14 protein-coding genes are annotated in these 15,250 nt (G+C 61.1%); 9 read left to right on the top strand and 5 right to left on the bottom strand.

The features are described from left to right. Nucleotides 1–61: 61 nt before the first annotated feature. A complete protein-coding gene (mreB, locus tag PSTU_RS0118970) occupies nt 62–1,099 on the bottom strand; it encodes a rod shape-determining protein MreB (RefSeq protein ID WP_019342600.1) in 1,038 nt (345 codons plus the stop codon). A 303-nt stretch (nt 1,100–1,402) separates the two neighbouring features. On the opposite strand from mreB, the gene gatC reads away from it, so the two are divergent. The 6 genes from gatC to PSTU_RS0118940 all read left to right on the top strand — a co-directional run bounded on the left by gatC (nt 1,403) and on the right by PSTU_RS0118940 (nt 7,386). Then, entirely contained in the window at nt 1,403–1,690 is a 288-nt protein-coding gene (gene gatC / locus PSTU_RS0118965) for an Asp-tRNA(Asn)/Glu-tRNA(Gln) amidotransferase subunit GatC (protein ID WP_019342599.1), read from the top strand. Between the two features lie 14 nt (nt 1,691–1,704). Then, the gene (gatA, locus tag PSTU_RS0118960) at nt 1,705–3,156 is read left to right on the top strand and encodes an Asp-tRNA(Asn)/Glu-tRNA(Gln) amidotransferase subunit GatA (RefSeq protein WP_029404877.1); all 1,452 of its coding nucleotides are present in this window, start codon (nt 1,705–1,707) and stop codon (nt 3,154–3,156) included. 10 nt (nt 3,157–3,166) lie between these two features. Beyond that, entirely contained in the window at nt 3,167–4,612 is a 1,446-nt protein-coding gene (gene gatB, locus PSTU_RS0118955) for an Asp-tRNA(Asn)/Glu-tRNA(Gln) amidotransferase subunit GatB (RefSeq protein WP_019342597.1), read from the top strand. Nucleotides 4,613–4,765: 153 nt separating this feature from the next. Further along, complete coding sequence (locus tag PSTU_RS0118950) at nt 4,766–5,146, top strand: septal ring lytic transglycosylase RlpA family protein (RefSeq protein ID WP_019342596.1); 381 nt, start codon at nt 4,766–4,768, stop codon at nt 5,144–5,146. A gap of 29 nt (nt 5,147–5,175) precedes the next feature. After that, on the top strand, nt 5,176–6,258 hold the full coding sequence (locus PSTU_RS0118945; RefSeq protein ID WP_019342595.1) for a calcium/sodium antiporter: 1,083 nt from the start codon (nt 5,176–5,178) through the stop codon (nt 6,256–6,258). Between the two features lie 36 nt (nt 6,259–6,294). Continuing rightward, a complete protein-coding gene (locus PSTU_RS0118940) occupies nt 6,295–7,386 on the top strand; it encodes a calcium/sodium antiporter (RefSeq protein WP_019342594.1) in 1,092 nt (363 codons plus the stop codon). A 17-nt stretch (nt 7,387–7,403) separates the two neighbouring features. Here PSTU_RS0118940 and PSTU_RS0118935 read toward each other — a convergent pair whose 3' ends face one another. The 3 genes from PSTU_RS0118935 to PSTU_RS0118925 all read right to left on the bottom strand — a co-directional run bounded on the left by PSTU_RS0118935 (nt 7,404) and on the right by PSTU_RS0118925 (nt 10,337). Next, on the bottom strand, nt 7,404–8,345 hold the full coding sequence (locus PSTU_RS0118935) for an AEC family transporter (RefSeq protein WP_019342593.1): 942 nt from the start codon (nt 8,343–8,345) through the stop codon (nt 7,404–7,406). A gap of 139 nt (nt 8,346–8,484) precedes the next feature. Continuing rightward, the gene (locus PSTU_RS0118930; RefSeq protein ID WP_019342592.1) at nt 8,485–9,048 is read right to left on the bottom strand and encodes a response regulator transcription factor; all 564 of its coding nucleotides are present in this window, start codon (nt 9,046–9,048) and stop codon (nt 8,485–8,487) included. Between the two features lie 32 nt (nt 9,049–9,080). Then, nucleotides 9,081–10,337, bottom strand: coding sequence for an ATP-binding protein (locus PSTU_RS0118925; protein ID WP_019342591.1), 1,257 nt, complete (start codon nt 10,335–10,337; stop codon nt 9,081–9,083). 150 nt (nt 10,338–10,487) lie between these two features. Between PSTU_RS0118925 and PSTU_RS0118920 the strand changes: the two genes are divergently transcribed. Then, nucleotides 10,488–11,183 carry an SIMPL domain-containing protein gene (locus PSTU_RS0118920; RefSeq protein ID WP_019342590.1) on the top strand — a complete coding sequence of 232 codons (696 nt, stop codon included), beginning with the start codon at nt 10,488–10,490 and terminating at the stop codon, nt 11,181–11,183. Between the two features lie 151 nt (nt 11,184–11,334). On the opposite strand, the gene PSTU_RS0118915 is transcribed toward PSTU_RS0118920, so the two are convergent. After that, nucleotides 11,335–12,498: a type III PLP-dependent enzyme gene (locus PSTU_RS0118915; protein ID WP_019342589.1), complete on the bottom strand. Its 1,164-nt coding sequence runs from the start codon at nt 12,496–12,498 to the stop codon at nt 11,335–11,337. 435 nt (nt 12,499–12,933) lie between these two features. On the opposite strand from PSTU_RS0118915, the gene PSTU_RS0118910 reads away from it, so the two are divergent. After that, entirely contained in the window at nt 12,934–14,517 is a 1,584-nt protein-coding gene (locus tag PSTU_RS0118910) for a peptide chain release factor 3 (RefSeq protein WP_019342588.1), read from the top strand. 74 nt (nt 14,518–14,591) lie between these two features. Beyond that, entirely contained in the window at nt 14,592–14,999 is a 408-nt protein-coding gene (locus PSTU_RS0118905; RefSeq protein ID WP_019342587.1) for an endonuclease domain-containing protein, read from the top strand. Nucleotides 15,000–15,250: the final 251 nt, after the last annotated feature.

Below are 15,250 nucleotides of genomic sequence, written 5' to 3'. Positions count from 1 at the left end.
GCGACAAGCCGAGAGCAGCATCCTGCTATCGGCTTGTCGCTTGGAGCTTACCGCTTCTGGCTCACTCGGTGGACAGCAGGTCCATGGCGTGACGGTCCATCATTTCCAATGCACGGCCGCCACCGCGCGCCACGCAGGTCAGCGGCTCTTCAGCGACAATGACCGGCAAGCCGGTTTCCTGGGCCAGCAGCTTGTCCAGGTCACGCAGCAGCGCGCCACCACCGGTCAGGACCAGGCCGCGCTCCGCGATATCGGAAGCCAGTTCCGGCGGAGACTGCTCCAGAGCGCTCTTGACCGCTTGGACGATGGTTGCCAGGGATTCCTGCAGTGCTTCGAGAACCTCATTGGAATTGAGGGTAAAGCTGCGCGGTACGCCTTCGGCCAGGTTGCGGCCACGGACGTCCACTTCACGAATGTCGTTGCTTGGAAATGCAGTACCGATTTCCTGCTTGATGCGCTCGGCGGTGGACTCACCGATCAGGCTGCCGTAGTTACGGCGCACGTAGGTCACGATGGACTCGTCGAAGCGGTCACCACCGACGCGAACGGATTCGGCGTAGACCACGCCATTCAGCGAGATCAGGGCGATTTCGGTGGTGCCACCGCCGATGTCCACGACCATCGAGCCACGCGCTTCATCAACCGGCAAGCCGGCACCGATGGCGGCGGCCATCGGCTCTTCGATCAGAAACACTTCGCGCGCGCCTGCACCCAACGCGGACTCGCGAATCGCACGGCGCTCAACCTGGGTGGATTTGCATGGAACGCAGATCAACACACGAGGGCTGGGCTGGAGGAAGCTGTTTTCGTGAACTTTGTTGATGAAATACTGGAGCATCTTTTCGCAGACGCTGAAATCGGCGATGACGCCATCTTTCATCGGGCGGATGGCGTTGATGTTGCCTGGCGTACGACCCAGCATGCGCTTGGCGTCGGTACCCACGGCGACAACACTCTTCTGGTTGCCATGGGTACGGATGGCGACGACCGAGGGCTCGTTCAGGACGATGCCGCGATCGCGCACATAAATAAGGGTATTGGCAGTGCCCAGGTCGATCGACAGATCGCTGGAAAACATGCCACGCAGTTTCTTGAACATGGGAAAAGGGCCCTGAGGCAAACGCGTGGGGAAAAAAGTGCCGCAAACTCTAACAATGGTGCGAAGTTAGGGCAAGGCGAGAGTCCGCGGTTATCGAGCTATACGTGAGCCATTGCGCGAAATGCATGGCCTACCTGAAAAACCCCGCAAGCCGCAGCCGTGCTACCGAGAAGCCCCGCAGGCATGTAAGATTGACGGCTTTTCCGGGCTCGAATGCCCACCGCTGCGGCTCGAACCCGCCGCCCCTCGTCGAGCTTTGCCGACGAAAGGCGCACCCGACTCGCTTCCCGCTGGAGAATCCCGATGGCGCTTGAACGCTCCGAGGTGGAAAAGATCGCTCATCTGGCCCGCCTGGGTCTGAATGAAGACGATCTGCCCCGCACCACCGAGACCCTGAACAACATCCTCGGCCTGATCGATCGCATGCAGGCCGTGGACACCACGGGCATCGAGCCCCTGGCTCACCCGCTAGAAACCAGCCAGCGCCTGCGTGCCGACGAGGTCACCGAAACCAACCAGCGCGACGCCTACCAGGCCATCGCCCCGGCCGTGGAAGACGGCCTGTATCTGGTTCCGCGGGTGATCGAGTAATGAAGGACGCCGACATGCATCAATTGACCCTCGCCGAGATTGCCCGCGCACTGGCCGCCAAGCAGTTCTCCGCCGAAGAGCTGACCCGCTCGCTGCTGACTCGAATCGGGCAGCTCGATCCACAGCTCAACAGTTTTATTACCGTCACCGAAGAGCAGGCCATCGCTCAGGCCAAAGCCGCCGACGTACGCCGCGCCAACGGTGAAGCTGGCGCACTGCTCGGAGCGCCTATCGGTCACAAGGATCTGTTCTGCACCGAGGGCGTCCGAACCAGCTGCGGCTCGAAAATTCTCGACAACTTTCAAGCGCCCTACGATGCCACGATCGTTGAACGGCTTTCAGCTGCCGGCGCGGTCTCGCTGGGCAAGCTGAACATGGACGAATTCGCCATGGGCTCGGCCAACGAGTCAAGCTACTACGGCGCCGTGAAGAACCCCTGGGATATCAGCCGCGTACCGGGCGGCTCGTCCGGCGGTTCAGCGGCAGCCGTCGCGGCGCGCCTGTTACCTGCCGCCACCGGCAGCGATACGGGCGGTTCGATCCGCCAGCCTGCAGCGCTGACCAACCTCACCGGTCTCAAGCCAACCTACGGTCGCGTTTCGCGCTGGGGCATGATCGCCTACGCCTCCAGCCTCGACCAGGGCGGCCCGCTGGCCCGCACGGCAGAAGACTGCGCCTTGATGTTGGGCGCCATGGCCGGCTTCGATCCGAAGGATTCGACCAGCGCCGACCAGCCGCTGGACGACTATCTCTCCGCGCTGGAAAAGCCACTTTCCGGCCTGCGCATCGGCCTGCCGAAGGAATATTTCGGCAGCGGCCTGGATGCCAAGATTGCCGCTGCCGTGATGGCGGCCGTCGAAGAGCTGAAAAAGCTCGGCGCCACAGTGAAGGACATCAGCCTGCCAAACATGCAGCACGCGATCCCGTCCTATTATGTGATCGCGCCGGCTGAGGCCAGCTCCAACCTGTCGCGCTTCGACGGCGTACGTTTCGGTTATCGCTGCGAGAACCCCGCAGACCTGACCGACCTCTATAAGCGTTCCCGCGCGGAAGGCTTCGGCGATGAGGTCCGCCGTCGGATCATGGTCGGCACCTATGCCTTGTCCGCCGGCTACTACGACGCCTACTACCTGAAGGCACAGAAAATCCGTCGCCTGATCAAGAACGACTTCGTCAGCGCCTTCGAAGAGGTCGACGTGATCCTCGGCCCGACCACGCCGAACCTGGCATGGAAGCTCGGCGAGAAGAACGCCGACCCGGTCTCGGCCTACCTCGAAGACATCTACACCATCACCGCCAACCTGGCCGGTATCCCCGGCATTTCCATGCCGGCCGGCTTCATCGACGGTTTACCGGTAGGCGTGCAATTGCTGGCGCCGTATTTCCAGGAAGGCCGCTTGCTCAACGTTGCTCATCAGTACCAACAGGTCACCGAGTGGCACAAACAAGCACCGAGCGGATTCTGAGGACGAACACATGCAATGGGAAACCGTGATCGGGCTGGAAATCCACGCACAGCTCGCGACTCAATCGAAAATCTTCTCGGGTAGCGCCACATCATTCGGCGCCGAACCCAACACCCAGGCCAGCCTGGTAGATCTGGGCATGCCCGGCACGCTGCCGGTACTCAATGCCGAAGCCGTGCGCATGGCTTGCAAGTTCGGTTTGGCGATTGATGCCGAGATCGCTGACAAAAACGTCTTCGCGCGCAAGAACTACTTCTACCCGGACCTTCCCAAGGGTTACCAGACCAGCCAGATGGATCACCCGATCGTCGGCAAAGGCTATCTGGACATCACCCTGGAAGACGGCAGCACCCGCCGCATTGGCATCACTCGCGCGCACCTGGAAGAGGACGCCGGCAAAAGCCTGCACGAAGACTTCCAGGGCATGAGCGGTATCGATCTGAACCGCGCCGGCACGCCGCTGCTGGAAATCGTCTCCGAGCCGGACATCCGCAGCGCCAAGGAAGCGGTCGCCTACGTCAAGGCGATCCACGCGCTGGTGCGTTATCTCGGTATCTGCGACGGCAACATGGCCGAAGGCTCGCTGCGTTGCGACTGCAACGTGTCGGTCCGGCCGAAGGGCCAGGTCGAGTTCGGCACCCGCGCCGAGATCAAGAACGTCAACTCCTTCCGCTTTATCGAAAAAGCCATCAACCATGAAGTGCAGCGGCAGATCGAGCTGATCGAAGACGGCGGCAAGGTGGTGCAGGAAACTCGCCTGTATGACCCGAACAAGGACGAAACGCGCTCGATGCGGAGCAAGGAAGAAGCCAACGACTACCGCTACTTCCCCTGCCCCGATCTGCTGCCGGTGGTGATTGAGCAGAGCTTCCTCGACGAGGTGCGCGCCAGCCTGCCTGAGCTGCCCGTCGAGAAGCGCGAGCGTTTCGAACGCGAGTTCGGCCTGTCTGCCTATGATGCCGATGTGCTGGCCGCCAGCCGTGAGATGGCCGATTACTTCGAAGCGGTGCAGCGCGTCTGCGGCGACGCCAAGTTGGCCGCCAACTGGGTCATGGGCGAGCTCTCCAGCCTGCTCAACAAGGACAACCTGGATATCGAGCAGTCGCCAGTCTCAGCCGAGCAGCTAGGCGGCATGATCCAGCGCATCAAGGACAACACCATCAGCGGCAAGATCGCCAAGATGGTGTTCGAGGCCATGGCCGCGGGCGAAGGCTCGGCCGACGAGATCATCGAGAAAAAAGGCCTCAAGCAGGTCACCGATAGCGGTGCGATCGAGAAGATGCTCGACGAGGTGCTCGCCGCCAACGCCGAGCAGGTCGAACAGTACCGCGCCAGCGACGAAGCCAAGCGCGGCAAGATGTTCGGCTTCTTCGTCGGCCAAGCCATGAAGGCCTCGAAAGGCAAAGCCAACCCCGCCCAGGTCAACCAGTTGCTCAATAGCAAGCTGGAAGGCTGACCGATACGGGCCCGACAGGGCCCGTTCCTTTTATTGAGCCGAGCCCATCACTGCAGTTCATGGGCCAGTGAACGGCCGCGCCCATTGACGATCCAAAGCTGACGAAACCGAACCAGTAACCGCAGCCTGATCCGTTCAGGAAGGATTGCTCTCATGCAAACCCGAATACTGACCGCCCCGATCCTGCTTGCCCTCGCCGCCGGTTGTACCGAGTCGCCAGAGGCGGATGCCACTGAAAGCACCGTCGTCCAGAAAGGCGAGGCTTCGTACTACGCTCGCAGCTTTCAAGGAAAGGAAACGGCCAGCGGCGAAACCTTCAACCAGAACGAACTGGTGGCCGCACATAAGACGCTTCCCTTCGACACGCGCGTGCAAGTCACCAATCTGGAGAACGGCAAGCAAGTCACCGTGCGCATCAATGATCGCGGGCCTTTTGAACCGGGCCGAATCATCGATCTCTCACGAGTGGCTGCGAATCGCATTGACCTGCTCGAGGAAGGCATCGCTCCAGTAAGGATCGAAACGCTGGACTGATTGCAGACTGTTTTTCCAAAGGATCACTGATGAGTTTTATGACCCTGGCCTACCTGATCGGCGGCCTTGTGCTGCTGGTCGCTGGCGCCGAAGCGCTGGTAAAAGGCGCCGCCAAGCTGGCGGCACGCTTCGGCATTTCGCCGCTGATCATTGGCCTGACTGTCGTCGCGTTCGGCACCAGCGCACCAGAAACAGCGGTAAGCATCCAAGCCTCGCTGAACGGCAGCGGGGATATCGCCGTCGGCAATGTGATCGGCAGCAACATCGCCAACATCCTGCTCATTCTCGGTCTCTCGGCGCTGGTTGCGCCATTGGTGGTGTCTCGGCAATTGGTACGTCTCGACGTACCGGTGATGATCGGCGCCGGCCTGCTGACGTTCGCTCTGTCGTGGAACGGCCGGCTCAGCCAGATTGACGGGCTAATTCTGATGGCGCTGCTGCTGCTCTACACAGGCTTTCTGGTGATCGCGAGCAAGCGGGAAGCGTCAGTGCAGCCTGACGAGTTCCGCGACGAATACGGTGCGGACCGTAACGCGCCACCGCTCGGCTGGATTCTCCAGCTGACCCTGGTGCTGGTCGGTCTGGGTTTGCTGATCCTGGGTTCCAACCTGCTCATCGAGGGCGCGGTGGCCCTGGCCCGAGCCCTGGGATTGTCGGAGTTGGTCATCGGCCTGACCGTGATCGCCGTCGGGACCTCCATGCCGGAACTCGCAACTTCGCTGCTGGCGGTCTATCGCGGTGAGCGCGACATCGCCGTGGGTAATATCGTCGGCAGTTGCATCTTCAATCTGCTGCTGGTGCTGGGTGCCGGTGCGGCGATTTCGCCCGAAGGCCTGTCCATTTCGCCAAATGCCTTAGCCTTCGATATCCCGGTCATGCTTGCCGTGTTCGCCGCCTGCCTGCCGATCTTTTTCTCCGGCTACCGCATCAACCGCTGGGAAGGCACGATGTTTTTTGGCTATTACGTGGCCTACACGCTGTATCTGGTGATGTTTTCCACCGGCCTGCCGGCAATCAACCTGCTGCGTCACGCAATGACTTGGTACGTATTGCCCTTGACCGCCATTACGCTTTTGGTGATCTTTCTGCGCGCCTGGAAGCACCAGCGCTAACCCCCCTAATTTTCATTCCATCTGGAGCCCTCCATCGTGTCTGCGATGACGTTCGTTTACTTGATAGCCGGCCTGGTACTACTCGTCGCTGGCGCCGAGGTATTGGTCCGTGGCGCCGCCAAACTCGCTGCCCAGTTCGGTATCCCGCCACTGATCATCGGTCTCACCGTGGTGGCGTTCGGCACCAGCGCACCGGAAACCGCGGTCAGCGTACAGGCCGCTCTCAACGGCAGCGGCGACATCGCCATCGGCAACGTACTCGGCAGCAACATCGCCAACGTTCTGCTGATCCTCGGCGTCACCGCGCTGATCGCGCCCTTGGTGGTTTCACGCCAGCTGATTCGACTCGACGTGCCGATCATGATCGGCGCCAGTCTGATCACCTACGCCCTGGCCTGGGACGGCTCGCTCAGCCGCCTTGATGGCGCACTGCTGTTTTCAGCGGTGATCGGCTACACGCTGTTTCTGATCATTAGCAGCCGCCGCGCCAATGCTGCCGCCACCGCCGACGATGAGTTCGCCAAGGAATTCGGTCTCGACGAAACACCCAAGCCCTATGCCTCTTTGATCAACGCCAGCCTCGTTGTTGCGGGACTGGTTCTGCTGGTCACCGGCTCGAATTTTCTGGTCGAAGGCGCAGTCTCACTGGCTCGCGCGTTGGGCCTGTCGGAACTGGTGATCGGCCTGACGGTGATCGCCATCGGCACCTCACTGCCGGAACTGGCCACGTCCGTCCTCGCGGCCATACGCGGCGAACGTGATATCGCGGTCGGCAACATCGTCGGCAGCAACATCTTCAACCTGCTCTGCGTGCTGGGGCTGGCCTCGCTGGTATCACCCGATGCGATCGGCGTGGCTGCCAATGCGCTGGCTTTCGACTTCCCGGTGATGATCGCCGTCGCCCTGGCCTGTCTTCCGATTTTCTTTAGCGGTTATGCCATCAATCGCTGGGAAGGCCTGCTGTTCGTTGCTTACTACCTCGCCTATACCGTCTACCTGGTGCTGGTCAGCACCGGCCGGCCTTTGGCTGAAGTGTTCGGCGACGCCATGATCGGCTACGTGGTGCCGCTGACCATGGTCACCTTGCTGGTCATCTCCGGTCGGGCCTGGAAGACCCAGCGCGCCTGATGCTCAGGGCCGGCTGGTCAGATCCAGCCGACCCAGCCCAGCAGGAACAATCCGATATTGATCGTCAGCACCGCGCCGAGCGTGGTGATGGCGATGATGGTAGCGGCCAGCTGATGATTGGAATTGACGGCGCGTGCCATGACAAAGCTGGACGATGCCGTCGGGCAGCCGAAGTAGAGAAACAGGATGCCCAGCTCGGCGCCACGAAAACCGCATAGCCAGGCTCCCAGCGTTGCCAACGCCGGGAACCAGACCATTTTCATCAGACTCGAGCTCATCGCGACGCGGCTGCTCTCGCGCAATACGGAAATCGACAGCGTGCCGCCAATGCAGATCAGCGCCAGCGGCAACGTCAGTTGAGCGAAATACTGCCCAGACGTCTCCAGCCAGTCGGGCAGCGCGATTTGCCAGTAAGCAAAAGGTATCGCCGCAGCTACTGCGATGACCAACGGGTTGCGCAAGATGCTGCGAACGATGGCCCCCGCATCAGCCTCACCGTCCGGGCTGTAGATCGCCAGCACCACTGCGGACAGGCTGTTGTACAACAGGATCACCAACCCGGCCAGCACGCCGCCAAGCGAGAGCCCGTAGTCTCCATAGAGACTGGTTGCCAACGCCAACCCCACCACTCCGTTGTTGCCGCGAAACGCACCCTGTACGTAGACGCCACGATCGGAGACCGGACAGCGCCAAAGCGCCCATGCCCACGCCAGCAGAAATCCTCCCACCGTCGCAGCAACGTAATAGGCGAGCAGCGTGGGCTGAAGCGCAGCGTTCAGATCCGCCTTGATGACCGATAGGAACAGCAAGGTTGGCATCGTCGCCTTGAACACCAGCGTCGATGCGGTGTGGATGAATGTCGAATCGATCAAGCGCAGACGCATCAAGGCGAGGCCGATGAACAGCATCACGAATACCGGAGCGGTAACGCTCAGGGTCTGCAGAACCACGGGCAGCATGGCGAGGCTCGAGAGAAGGGTCAGGAAGGGACGATACGGTAAAGGAAGATGCCGGATCGAGCCTCGTCAGGCTATCGATCCGGCATACAAAGAGTGCTGCGCTAACAGCCGAGGCCATTGGCGCTGGCTTGCAAGACGATCAGCGCCGTACGGGGCGCTTCTGCAGTTTGCGCTGCAGCGTACGCCGGTGCATCCCCAGCGCACGGGCAGTGGCTGAGATATTGCCATCGTGCTCGGCGAGCACGCGCTGGATGTGCTCCCATTGCAGGCGGTCCACCGACATCGGGTTTTCCGGCACCAGCGTATCCAGGTCGGCATGTTTGGAGAGCAACGCGGCCAGTACATCGTCGGCATCGGCGGGTTTGCACAGGTAATTGCACGCGCCACGCTTGATGGCTTCGACAGCGGTGGCGATGCTCGAATAACCGGTCAGAATCAGCACCTTCATTTCCGGGTCCAGCTCGAGCAGCTTGGGCAGCAGCACCAGGCCGGAATCGCCATCCATCTTCAGGTCCAGCACGGCGTAGTCGGGCAGGTCCTGCTTGGCCATTTCCAGGCCCTCTTCCGCTGAACCGGCAATACTGACGTGCAGACCGCGGCGGCTCATGGCGCGCGCCATGACGCGAGTAAAGGTCGGATCGTCGTCTACCAGCAGCAGATGAGGCTGTTCTTCGCCTTCGTGCTGCAGCAACTCTTCGGTCATGTTTGCATTCCTCGCGTAATGATCGCGTCTGGTCAGGCCCGTACCGAGCCATGCGGCAAGCGCAGCTCGGTCAGGGTGCCACCCGCTTCATGATTGTAAAGCTTCACGGTGCCTCCGGCGCGCGTGACGCTGGCCTGGCTGAGGAACAGGCCGAGCCCGAATCCCTTGCCCTTGGTCGTGATGAACGGCCTGCCGATCTGTTCCGCGATGGCCAGCGGTACACCCGCGCCGTGGTCGCGAATGGTCAACTTGATCCACTGCGCGTCCCAATCCAGCCGGATGTCCAGATTGTCCGGACTGGCATCGGTGGCGTTGTTCAGCAGATTGAGCAGCGACTGGCCCAGGTCCGCCGGCGGCATCAGGCGCGGGGGCGTGCCCTTGCCCAGGCACTGAAAACGATAGGTGGCCTCCGGATGCATCAGGTGCCAGCGCTGCAACACCGATTCGACCCACTCCCGCACGGTCTGCTCGACGATGGCCTGGCGACGATCGGCTTCGGCCGCGCGGACCAACTGGCGCAGGCTGTCCTTGCACAACTGAACCTGCGATTGCAGCAATGCCAGGTCTTCGCTGAGTTCCGCTGGCTCCCTGTAATCCTGACGCAACTCCTTGAGCAGCACACTCATGGTTGCCAGCGGCGTGCCCAGCTCATGCGCGGCACCGGCGGCCTGGGTCGCCACGGCCAACAGCTGTTGGTCGCGCATGCTTTCTTCACGACGCTGAGCCTGAAGCTGCTCCTGACGCCGCAGTTGTTCAGCCATTCGCGCCACGAAAAAAGTGATCAGCGCTGCCGCCAGCGCGAAACTCAGCCACATGCCATAGACCAGCAGCGTGGTGCGATCGACCGGCGGCACAATGACCGGGTCGTACCACACCAGCATCAAGGTGTACCCGGCAAGCGCGAGTCCGGACAACGCTACCGAATACAGCCACGGCAGGGTCGCCGCCGCAATGGTAAGCGGCACCAGATAATAGGAAACGAATGGGTTGGTCGAGCCGCCCGAGTAATAGAGCAGGGCACTGTGGATCAACAGATCGGTTGCCAGGTGCCCGGCATATTCAAGCTCAGTGACCGGCCATGGCCGGCGAAGCCGCAGCGCCGTACCCAGGCAGATCAACGCCGAAACGCCAAGCGTGACCCCCAGATGAAACCACGGCAGACCAAACAGCTGGGTCGCGAAGGCGAGCCCTACCGCGCCCGCCTGAGCCGCCAGTACGAGGACGCGGATCAGGGTCAGCAGACGAAGGTTCTGGCGGCTGGCGGAAAGCAGGTGAACGGATGCGTGCATGGGGTCTCCAAAGGAGTCGCGAGTATAACCAAGCCATTGGAAAGACAGCTGATCTGCGGCAACGCGACGCACAGAAAATCTGCGTCGCGCACGCCAAAACGCTAAAGTCTCTGCGCCGCACCGCTGGTGCCATCGAATTCAGGAGCATCCATGTTCGTTTCCGTCCCGCGCAGCATTGCGCTGCTGGCCTGCATCGCCTGCCTTCCCGCCGTAGCCGACGAGCAACATTACAATCAGATTTCGCTGCGCGCCGAAGCCAGCAGCGAGGTCGCCCAGGACCGCATGCATGTCACGCTGTTCACCGAGTCGCAGCACGAAGACCCGGCGCAGTTGGCAGCGCAGACGACTCGCGCGATGAACAAGGCACTACAAACCGCCCGCCAGGCAAAAGGCGTCGAGGTCAGCCAAGGCAGCCGTAGCAGTTATCCGGTCTACGAGGAAAAGGGCCAGCAGATCACTGCCTGGCGTGAACGCGCCGAACTGCGCCTGGAAAGCGCAGACTTCGCTACGCTGTCCAAGCTCACCGGCGAGCTGATGCAAGACCTGAAAATGGGCGGCATGTATTTCAGTGTGTCGGACTCGATCCGCCAGCAGAACGAGGATGCCCTGCTCAAGGATGCCGTAACCGCCTTCCGCGCCCGTGCGCAGCTGGCCACCGAGGCACTGGGCGGTAACGACTACAAGATCGTCAGCCTCAACCTGAACAGCGGTGGCAATTTTCAGCCCGAGATGATGCGCAGCGTGTCGATGAAGCGCATGGATGCCATGCCTACACCGGATGTCGAAGCCGGCACCCGGAAAATCAGCATGACTGCCGATGGAGTAATCGAAGTACAGATGCCTTGAAGACATGTCACGCGGCCTGTAATGGGCCGCGTCTGTAGCTAGCAAGCGCGACTCACGCCAAGCGCCGCTCAGACAGAGAGCGTTTTAACCAGCCAACTAGCGGAAATAAACGCCGCGAACATCCGGTATCGCGGCGTTCCAATCGCACTGATCAGATGTAGTAGGCCTTCAGCGGCGGGAAGCCGTTGAACTCCACGGCGCTGTAGCTGGTGGTGTAGGCACCGGTGGACAGCCAGTACATACGGTCGCCGATGGCCAGGTTCAGCGGCAGGCCGTACTTGTAGTTCTCATACATGATGTCGGCGCTGTCGCAGGTCGGGCCGGCGATGACCACCTCTTCCATCTCGCCCTTCTTCTCGGTCCAGATCGGAAACTTGATGGCTTCGCCCATGGTTTCGATCAGCCCGGAGAACATGCCGACGTCGGTATAGACCCAGCGCTCAACGGCGGTGCGCGACTTGCGCGCCACCAACACCACTTCGCTGACCAGAACGCCCGAGTTGGCAATCAGCGAACGGCCTGGTTCGAGGATGATTTCCGGCAGGTCGTCACCGAAGTCTTCCTTGAGGAAGCGGATGATTTCTTCGGCGTAGGTTTCCAGACTGTTAGTACGGGTGATGTAGTTGGCCGGGAAGCCGCCACCCATGTTGATCATTTTCAGCTCGATGCCGTCTTCTTCCTTCAAGCGCTCGAAGATCACCTTCACCTTGGCAATCGCGGCGTCCCAGACGGAGATGTCACGCTGCTGCGAGCCGACGTGGAAGGAGATGCCGTACGGCTCCAGCTTCAGCTGACGCGCAAGAATCAGCAGATCCATCGCCATGTCGGTCTGGCAGCCGAACTTGCGCGAAAGCGGCCAGTCAGCCGTGGTCGAGCCTTCGGTCAGAATCCGCACATAGACTTTCGAACCCGGTGCGGCCTTGGCGATGTTGCGCAGATCGGCTTCCGAGTCGGTGGCGAACATGCGCACACCCTTGTCGTAAAAGTAGCGGATATCCTTGGCTTTCTTGATGGTGTTGCCGTAGCTGATGCGCTCCGGGCCGACACCGCGGGACATCACCTTGTCCAGCTCGTAGATCGACGCGATGTCGAAGTTCGAACCCTTGTCGCGCAGCAGATCGATGATCTCAACTGCGGGGTTGGCCTTGACTGCGTAATAGACTTTGGCGAATTCGAAACCGGCGCGCAGATCGTCGTACGCCTTGTCGATGGTCTGGGTATCAATGACCACGAATGGCGTTTCGTGCTGGTCAGAGAAATCCTTCATCTTCTGGAAGGTGGAACGGGAGTAGTAATCTTCGATCTTGATCGACATGCATGGCTCCAAATCGGGAAACGTAAAGTCGGATTAGGGGTGAACGCCTGATCAGTTTCCCCACTTTGGTTCGCCTACTTCCCAAGGCATGTCGCCGAGTATCACGGCCAGACCCACGGCAGCTGCTGCAGCGGTCTGGTGAAAATCGTGATCTCTCGTCGTCAGTACTTGAGCCGGATGGATCGTTGCCAGCATGGACGTTCGGGCGCGAACTTTAGAACCACAGCTGTTTCAGATCAATGAAAAATCCGTACTCAGCTCCTTTTTTATCCTCTCGGCAAACCTACCGTATTCAAACCGACAGATGTACAGCGGGGATGTTCCGCTCGTCTCGTCCCGTCGCGACTGACCAGACTACCGCCGCGGCAATCCTCAGGCGCCCTTTGCGCTATAATCGCCGGCTTTTTCCGACACGCTTTCTATACCGGGACCGCCATGACCTCTCAGGCCGCCGAAGTCGCGAAGCGCCGCACCTTCGCCATCATTTCCCACCCCGACGCGGGCAAGACCACCATCACCGAAAAGCTGCTGCTGATGGGCAAGGCGATTGCCGTGGCCGGCACCGTGAAGTCGCGTAAATCCGACCGTCACGCGACTTCCGACTGGATGGAAATGGAAAAGCAGCGCGGTATCTCCATCACCACCTCGGTGATGCAGTTCCCCTACCGCGAGCACATGATCAACCTGCTCGATACCCCCGGCCACGAAGACTTCTCGGAAGACACCTACCGCACCCTGACCGCAGTGGACTCGGCGCTGATGGTGCTCGACGGCGGTAAGGGCGTCGAGCCGCGCACCATCGCCCTGATGGACGTTTGCCGCCTGCGCGACACACCCATCGTCAGCTTCATCAACAAGCTCGACCGCGACATCCGCGACCCCATCGAGCTGCTCGACGAGATCGAGGCGGTCCTCAAGATCAAGGCCGCACCAATTACCTGGCCGATCGGCTGCTACCGCGACTTCAAGGGCGTGTATCACCTCAAGGACGATTACATCATCGTCTACACGCCGGGCCACGGGCATGAGCGCACCGACGTCAAGATCATCCAGAAGCTTGACTCCGACGAAGCGCGCAAGCACATCGGCGACGAGTACGACCGCTTCGTCGAACAGCTGGAACTGGTCCAGGGCGCCTGTCACGAGTTCGACCAGGACGAATTCATCAAGGGCCAGATGACCCCGGTGTTCTTCGGCACCGCGCTGGGCAACTTCGGTGTCGACCATGTGCTCGATGCCGTGGTCGACTGGGCGCCGCGTCCGCTGCCGCGTGAAGCCAACGAGCGGGTCGTCGAGCCGGTGGAGGACAAATTCACCGGCTTCGTCTTCAAGATCCAGGCGAACATGGACCCCAAGCACCGCGACCGCATCGCCTTCATGCGCATCTGCTCGGGCAAGTACGAAAAAGGCATGAAGCTGCGCCACGCGCGCATCGGCAAGGACATCCGCATCGCCGATGCCCTGACCTTCTTCTCGAGCGAGCGTGAGCAGCTGGAGGAAGCCTGGGCCGGCGACATCATCGGCCTGCACAACCACGGCACCATCCAGATCGGCGACACCTTCACCGAAGGCGAAAACCTCGGTTTCACCGGCATCCCGCACTTCGCGCCGGAACTGTTCCGCCGCGTACGCCTGAAGGACCCGCTGAAGTCCAAGCAGCTGCGCCAAGGTCTGCAAGAGTTGGCGGAAGAAGGCGCCACCCAGGTGTTCTTCCCCGAGCGCAACAACGACATCATCCTCGGCGCGGTCGGCGTGCTGCAGTTCGACGTCGTCGCCAGCCGGCTGAAGGAGGAATACAAGGTTGAGTGCGCCTACGAGGCGATCAACGTCTGGTCGGCCCGCTGGATCGAGTGCGACAACGAGAAGAAGCTCAAGGAATTCAGCGACAAGGCCTACGAGAACCTGGCGGTCGATGGCGGCGGCCACCTCACCTACCTGGCGCCGACGCGGGTCAATCTGAGCCTGATGGAAGAGCGCTGGCCGGAAGTGAAGTTCAGGGCGACGCGCGAGCATCATTGACGCAACGGCCTCGCGCTGATCAAGCAAAACTCTCGCACGGATGCGAGAGGCCTATACCGACACAAGGATGTGCGATGCCTACCGAACGCCTATCGCCCGAACAACGCCACTTCGCCAGAGCCCTCCGACACCAACTCACCGATTGCGAGCGCCTGCTGTGGCGGCAGCTACGCAATCGCGGTTTGGCGGGATTCAAGTTCCGGCGGCAGCATCCGTGGTCACCCTATGTGCTGGATTTCTATTGCGCCGAGCTGCGGCTCGTGATCGAGCTCGATGGCGGACAGCACTATGACGATGCCGGACTGGCGAAGGACCGCGTGCGCACCGAGTACTTGAGGCGGCACGGACTGGACGTTCTGCGCTTCAGCAACCTGGACGTGCTGAAGAATCTCGACGGTGTAATGACCGAGCTATTGCGCTGGGTCGAAGCGCGATCCCCTCACCCCAACCCTCTCCCCAAAGGGGCGAGGGGGCTGGATTGAGCGCGCCGGATGAAAGTGGTTTATCTGTGACGAAGTGGCCGCCTCGCGGATCAGCAACTTGAGGGGCTGCGCACTTCGAAGGTGGTTTGACTGAGCTTTTGCGCTGGGTCGAAGCGCGGTCCCCTCACCCCAGCCCTCTCCCCCGAGGGGCGAGGGGGCTGGATTGAGCGCGCCGTATGATGGTGGATCTAACGAAGTGGCCGCCTCTTGGATCAGCGACTCAAGGCGCTGCGTGTTTCGAAGGTGGTTTG

This window comes from Stutzerimonas stutzeri SDM-LAC (assembly GCF_000235745.1).
Classification (GTDB): Bacteria; Pseudomonadota; Gammaproteobacteria; order Pseudomonadales; family Pseudomonadaceae; genus Stutzerimonas; species Stutzerimonas stutzeri_H.
Note: the sequence above shows the minus strand (reverse complement) of the source record. Positions and strands in the feature narration are given on the sequence as shown.

Excerpts from the sequence above, each read along its gene's own strand:
- PSTU_RS0118915 (WP_019342589.1), bottom strand. The coding sequence starts at position 12,498 with ATGTCGATCAAGATCGAAGATTACTACTCCCGTTCCACCTTCCAGAAG.
- PSTU_RS0118935 (WP_019342593.1), bottom strand. The coding sequence starts at position 8,345 with ATGCTGCCCGTGGTTCTGCAGACCCTGAGCGTTACCGCTCCGGTATTC.
- gatA (WP_029404877.1), top strand. The coding sequence starts at position 1,705 with ATGCATCAATTGACCCTCGCCGAGATTGCCCGCGCACTGGCCGCCAAG.
- gatC (WP_019342599.1), top strand. The coding sequence starts at position 1,403 with ATGGCGCTTGAACGCTCCGAGGTGGAAAAGATCGCTCATCTGGCCCGC.
- mreB (WP_019342600.1), bottom strand. The coding sequence starts at position 1,099 with ATGTTCAAGAAACTGCGTGGCATGTTTTCCAGCGATCTGTCGATCGAC.
- PSTU_RS0118925 (WP_019342591.1), bottom strand. The coding sequence starts at position 10,337 with ATGCACGCATCCGTTCACCTGCTTTCCGCCAGCCGCCAGAACCTTCGT.
- PSTU_RS0118905 (WP_019342587.1), top strand. The coding sequence starts at position 14,592 with ATGCCTACCGAACGCCTATCGCCCGAACAACGCCACTTCGCCAGAGCC.
- PSTU_RS0118945 (WP_019342595.1), top strand. The coding sequence starts at position 5,176 with ATGAGTTTTATGACCCTGGCCTACCTGATCGGCGGCCTTGTGCTGCTG.
- PSTU_RS0118950 (WP_019342596.1), top strand. The coding sequence starts at position 4,766 with ATGCAAACCCGAATACTGACCGCCCCGATCCTGCTTGCCCTCGCCGCC.
- PSTU_RS0118910 (WP_019342588.1), top strand. The coding sequence starts at position 12,934 with ATGACCTCTCAGGCCGCCGAAGTCGCGAAGCGCCGCACCTTCGCCATC.
- PSTU_RS0118930 (WP_019342592.1), bottom strand. The coding sequence starts at position 9,048 with ATGACCGAAGAGTTGCTGCAGCACGAAGGCGAAGAACAGCCTCATCTG.
- gatB (WP_019342597.1), top strand. The coding sequence starts at position 3,167 with ATGCAATGGGAAACCGTGATCGGGCTGGAAATCCACGCACAGCTCGCG.
- PSTU_RS0118920 (WP_019342590.1), top strand. The coding sequence starts at position 10,488 with ATGTTCGTTTCCGTCCCGCGCAGCATTGCGCTGCTGGCCTGCATCGCC.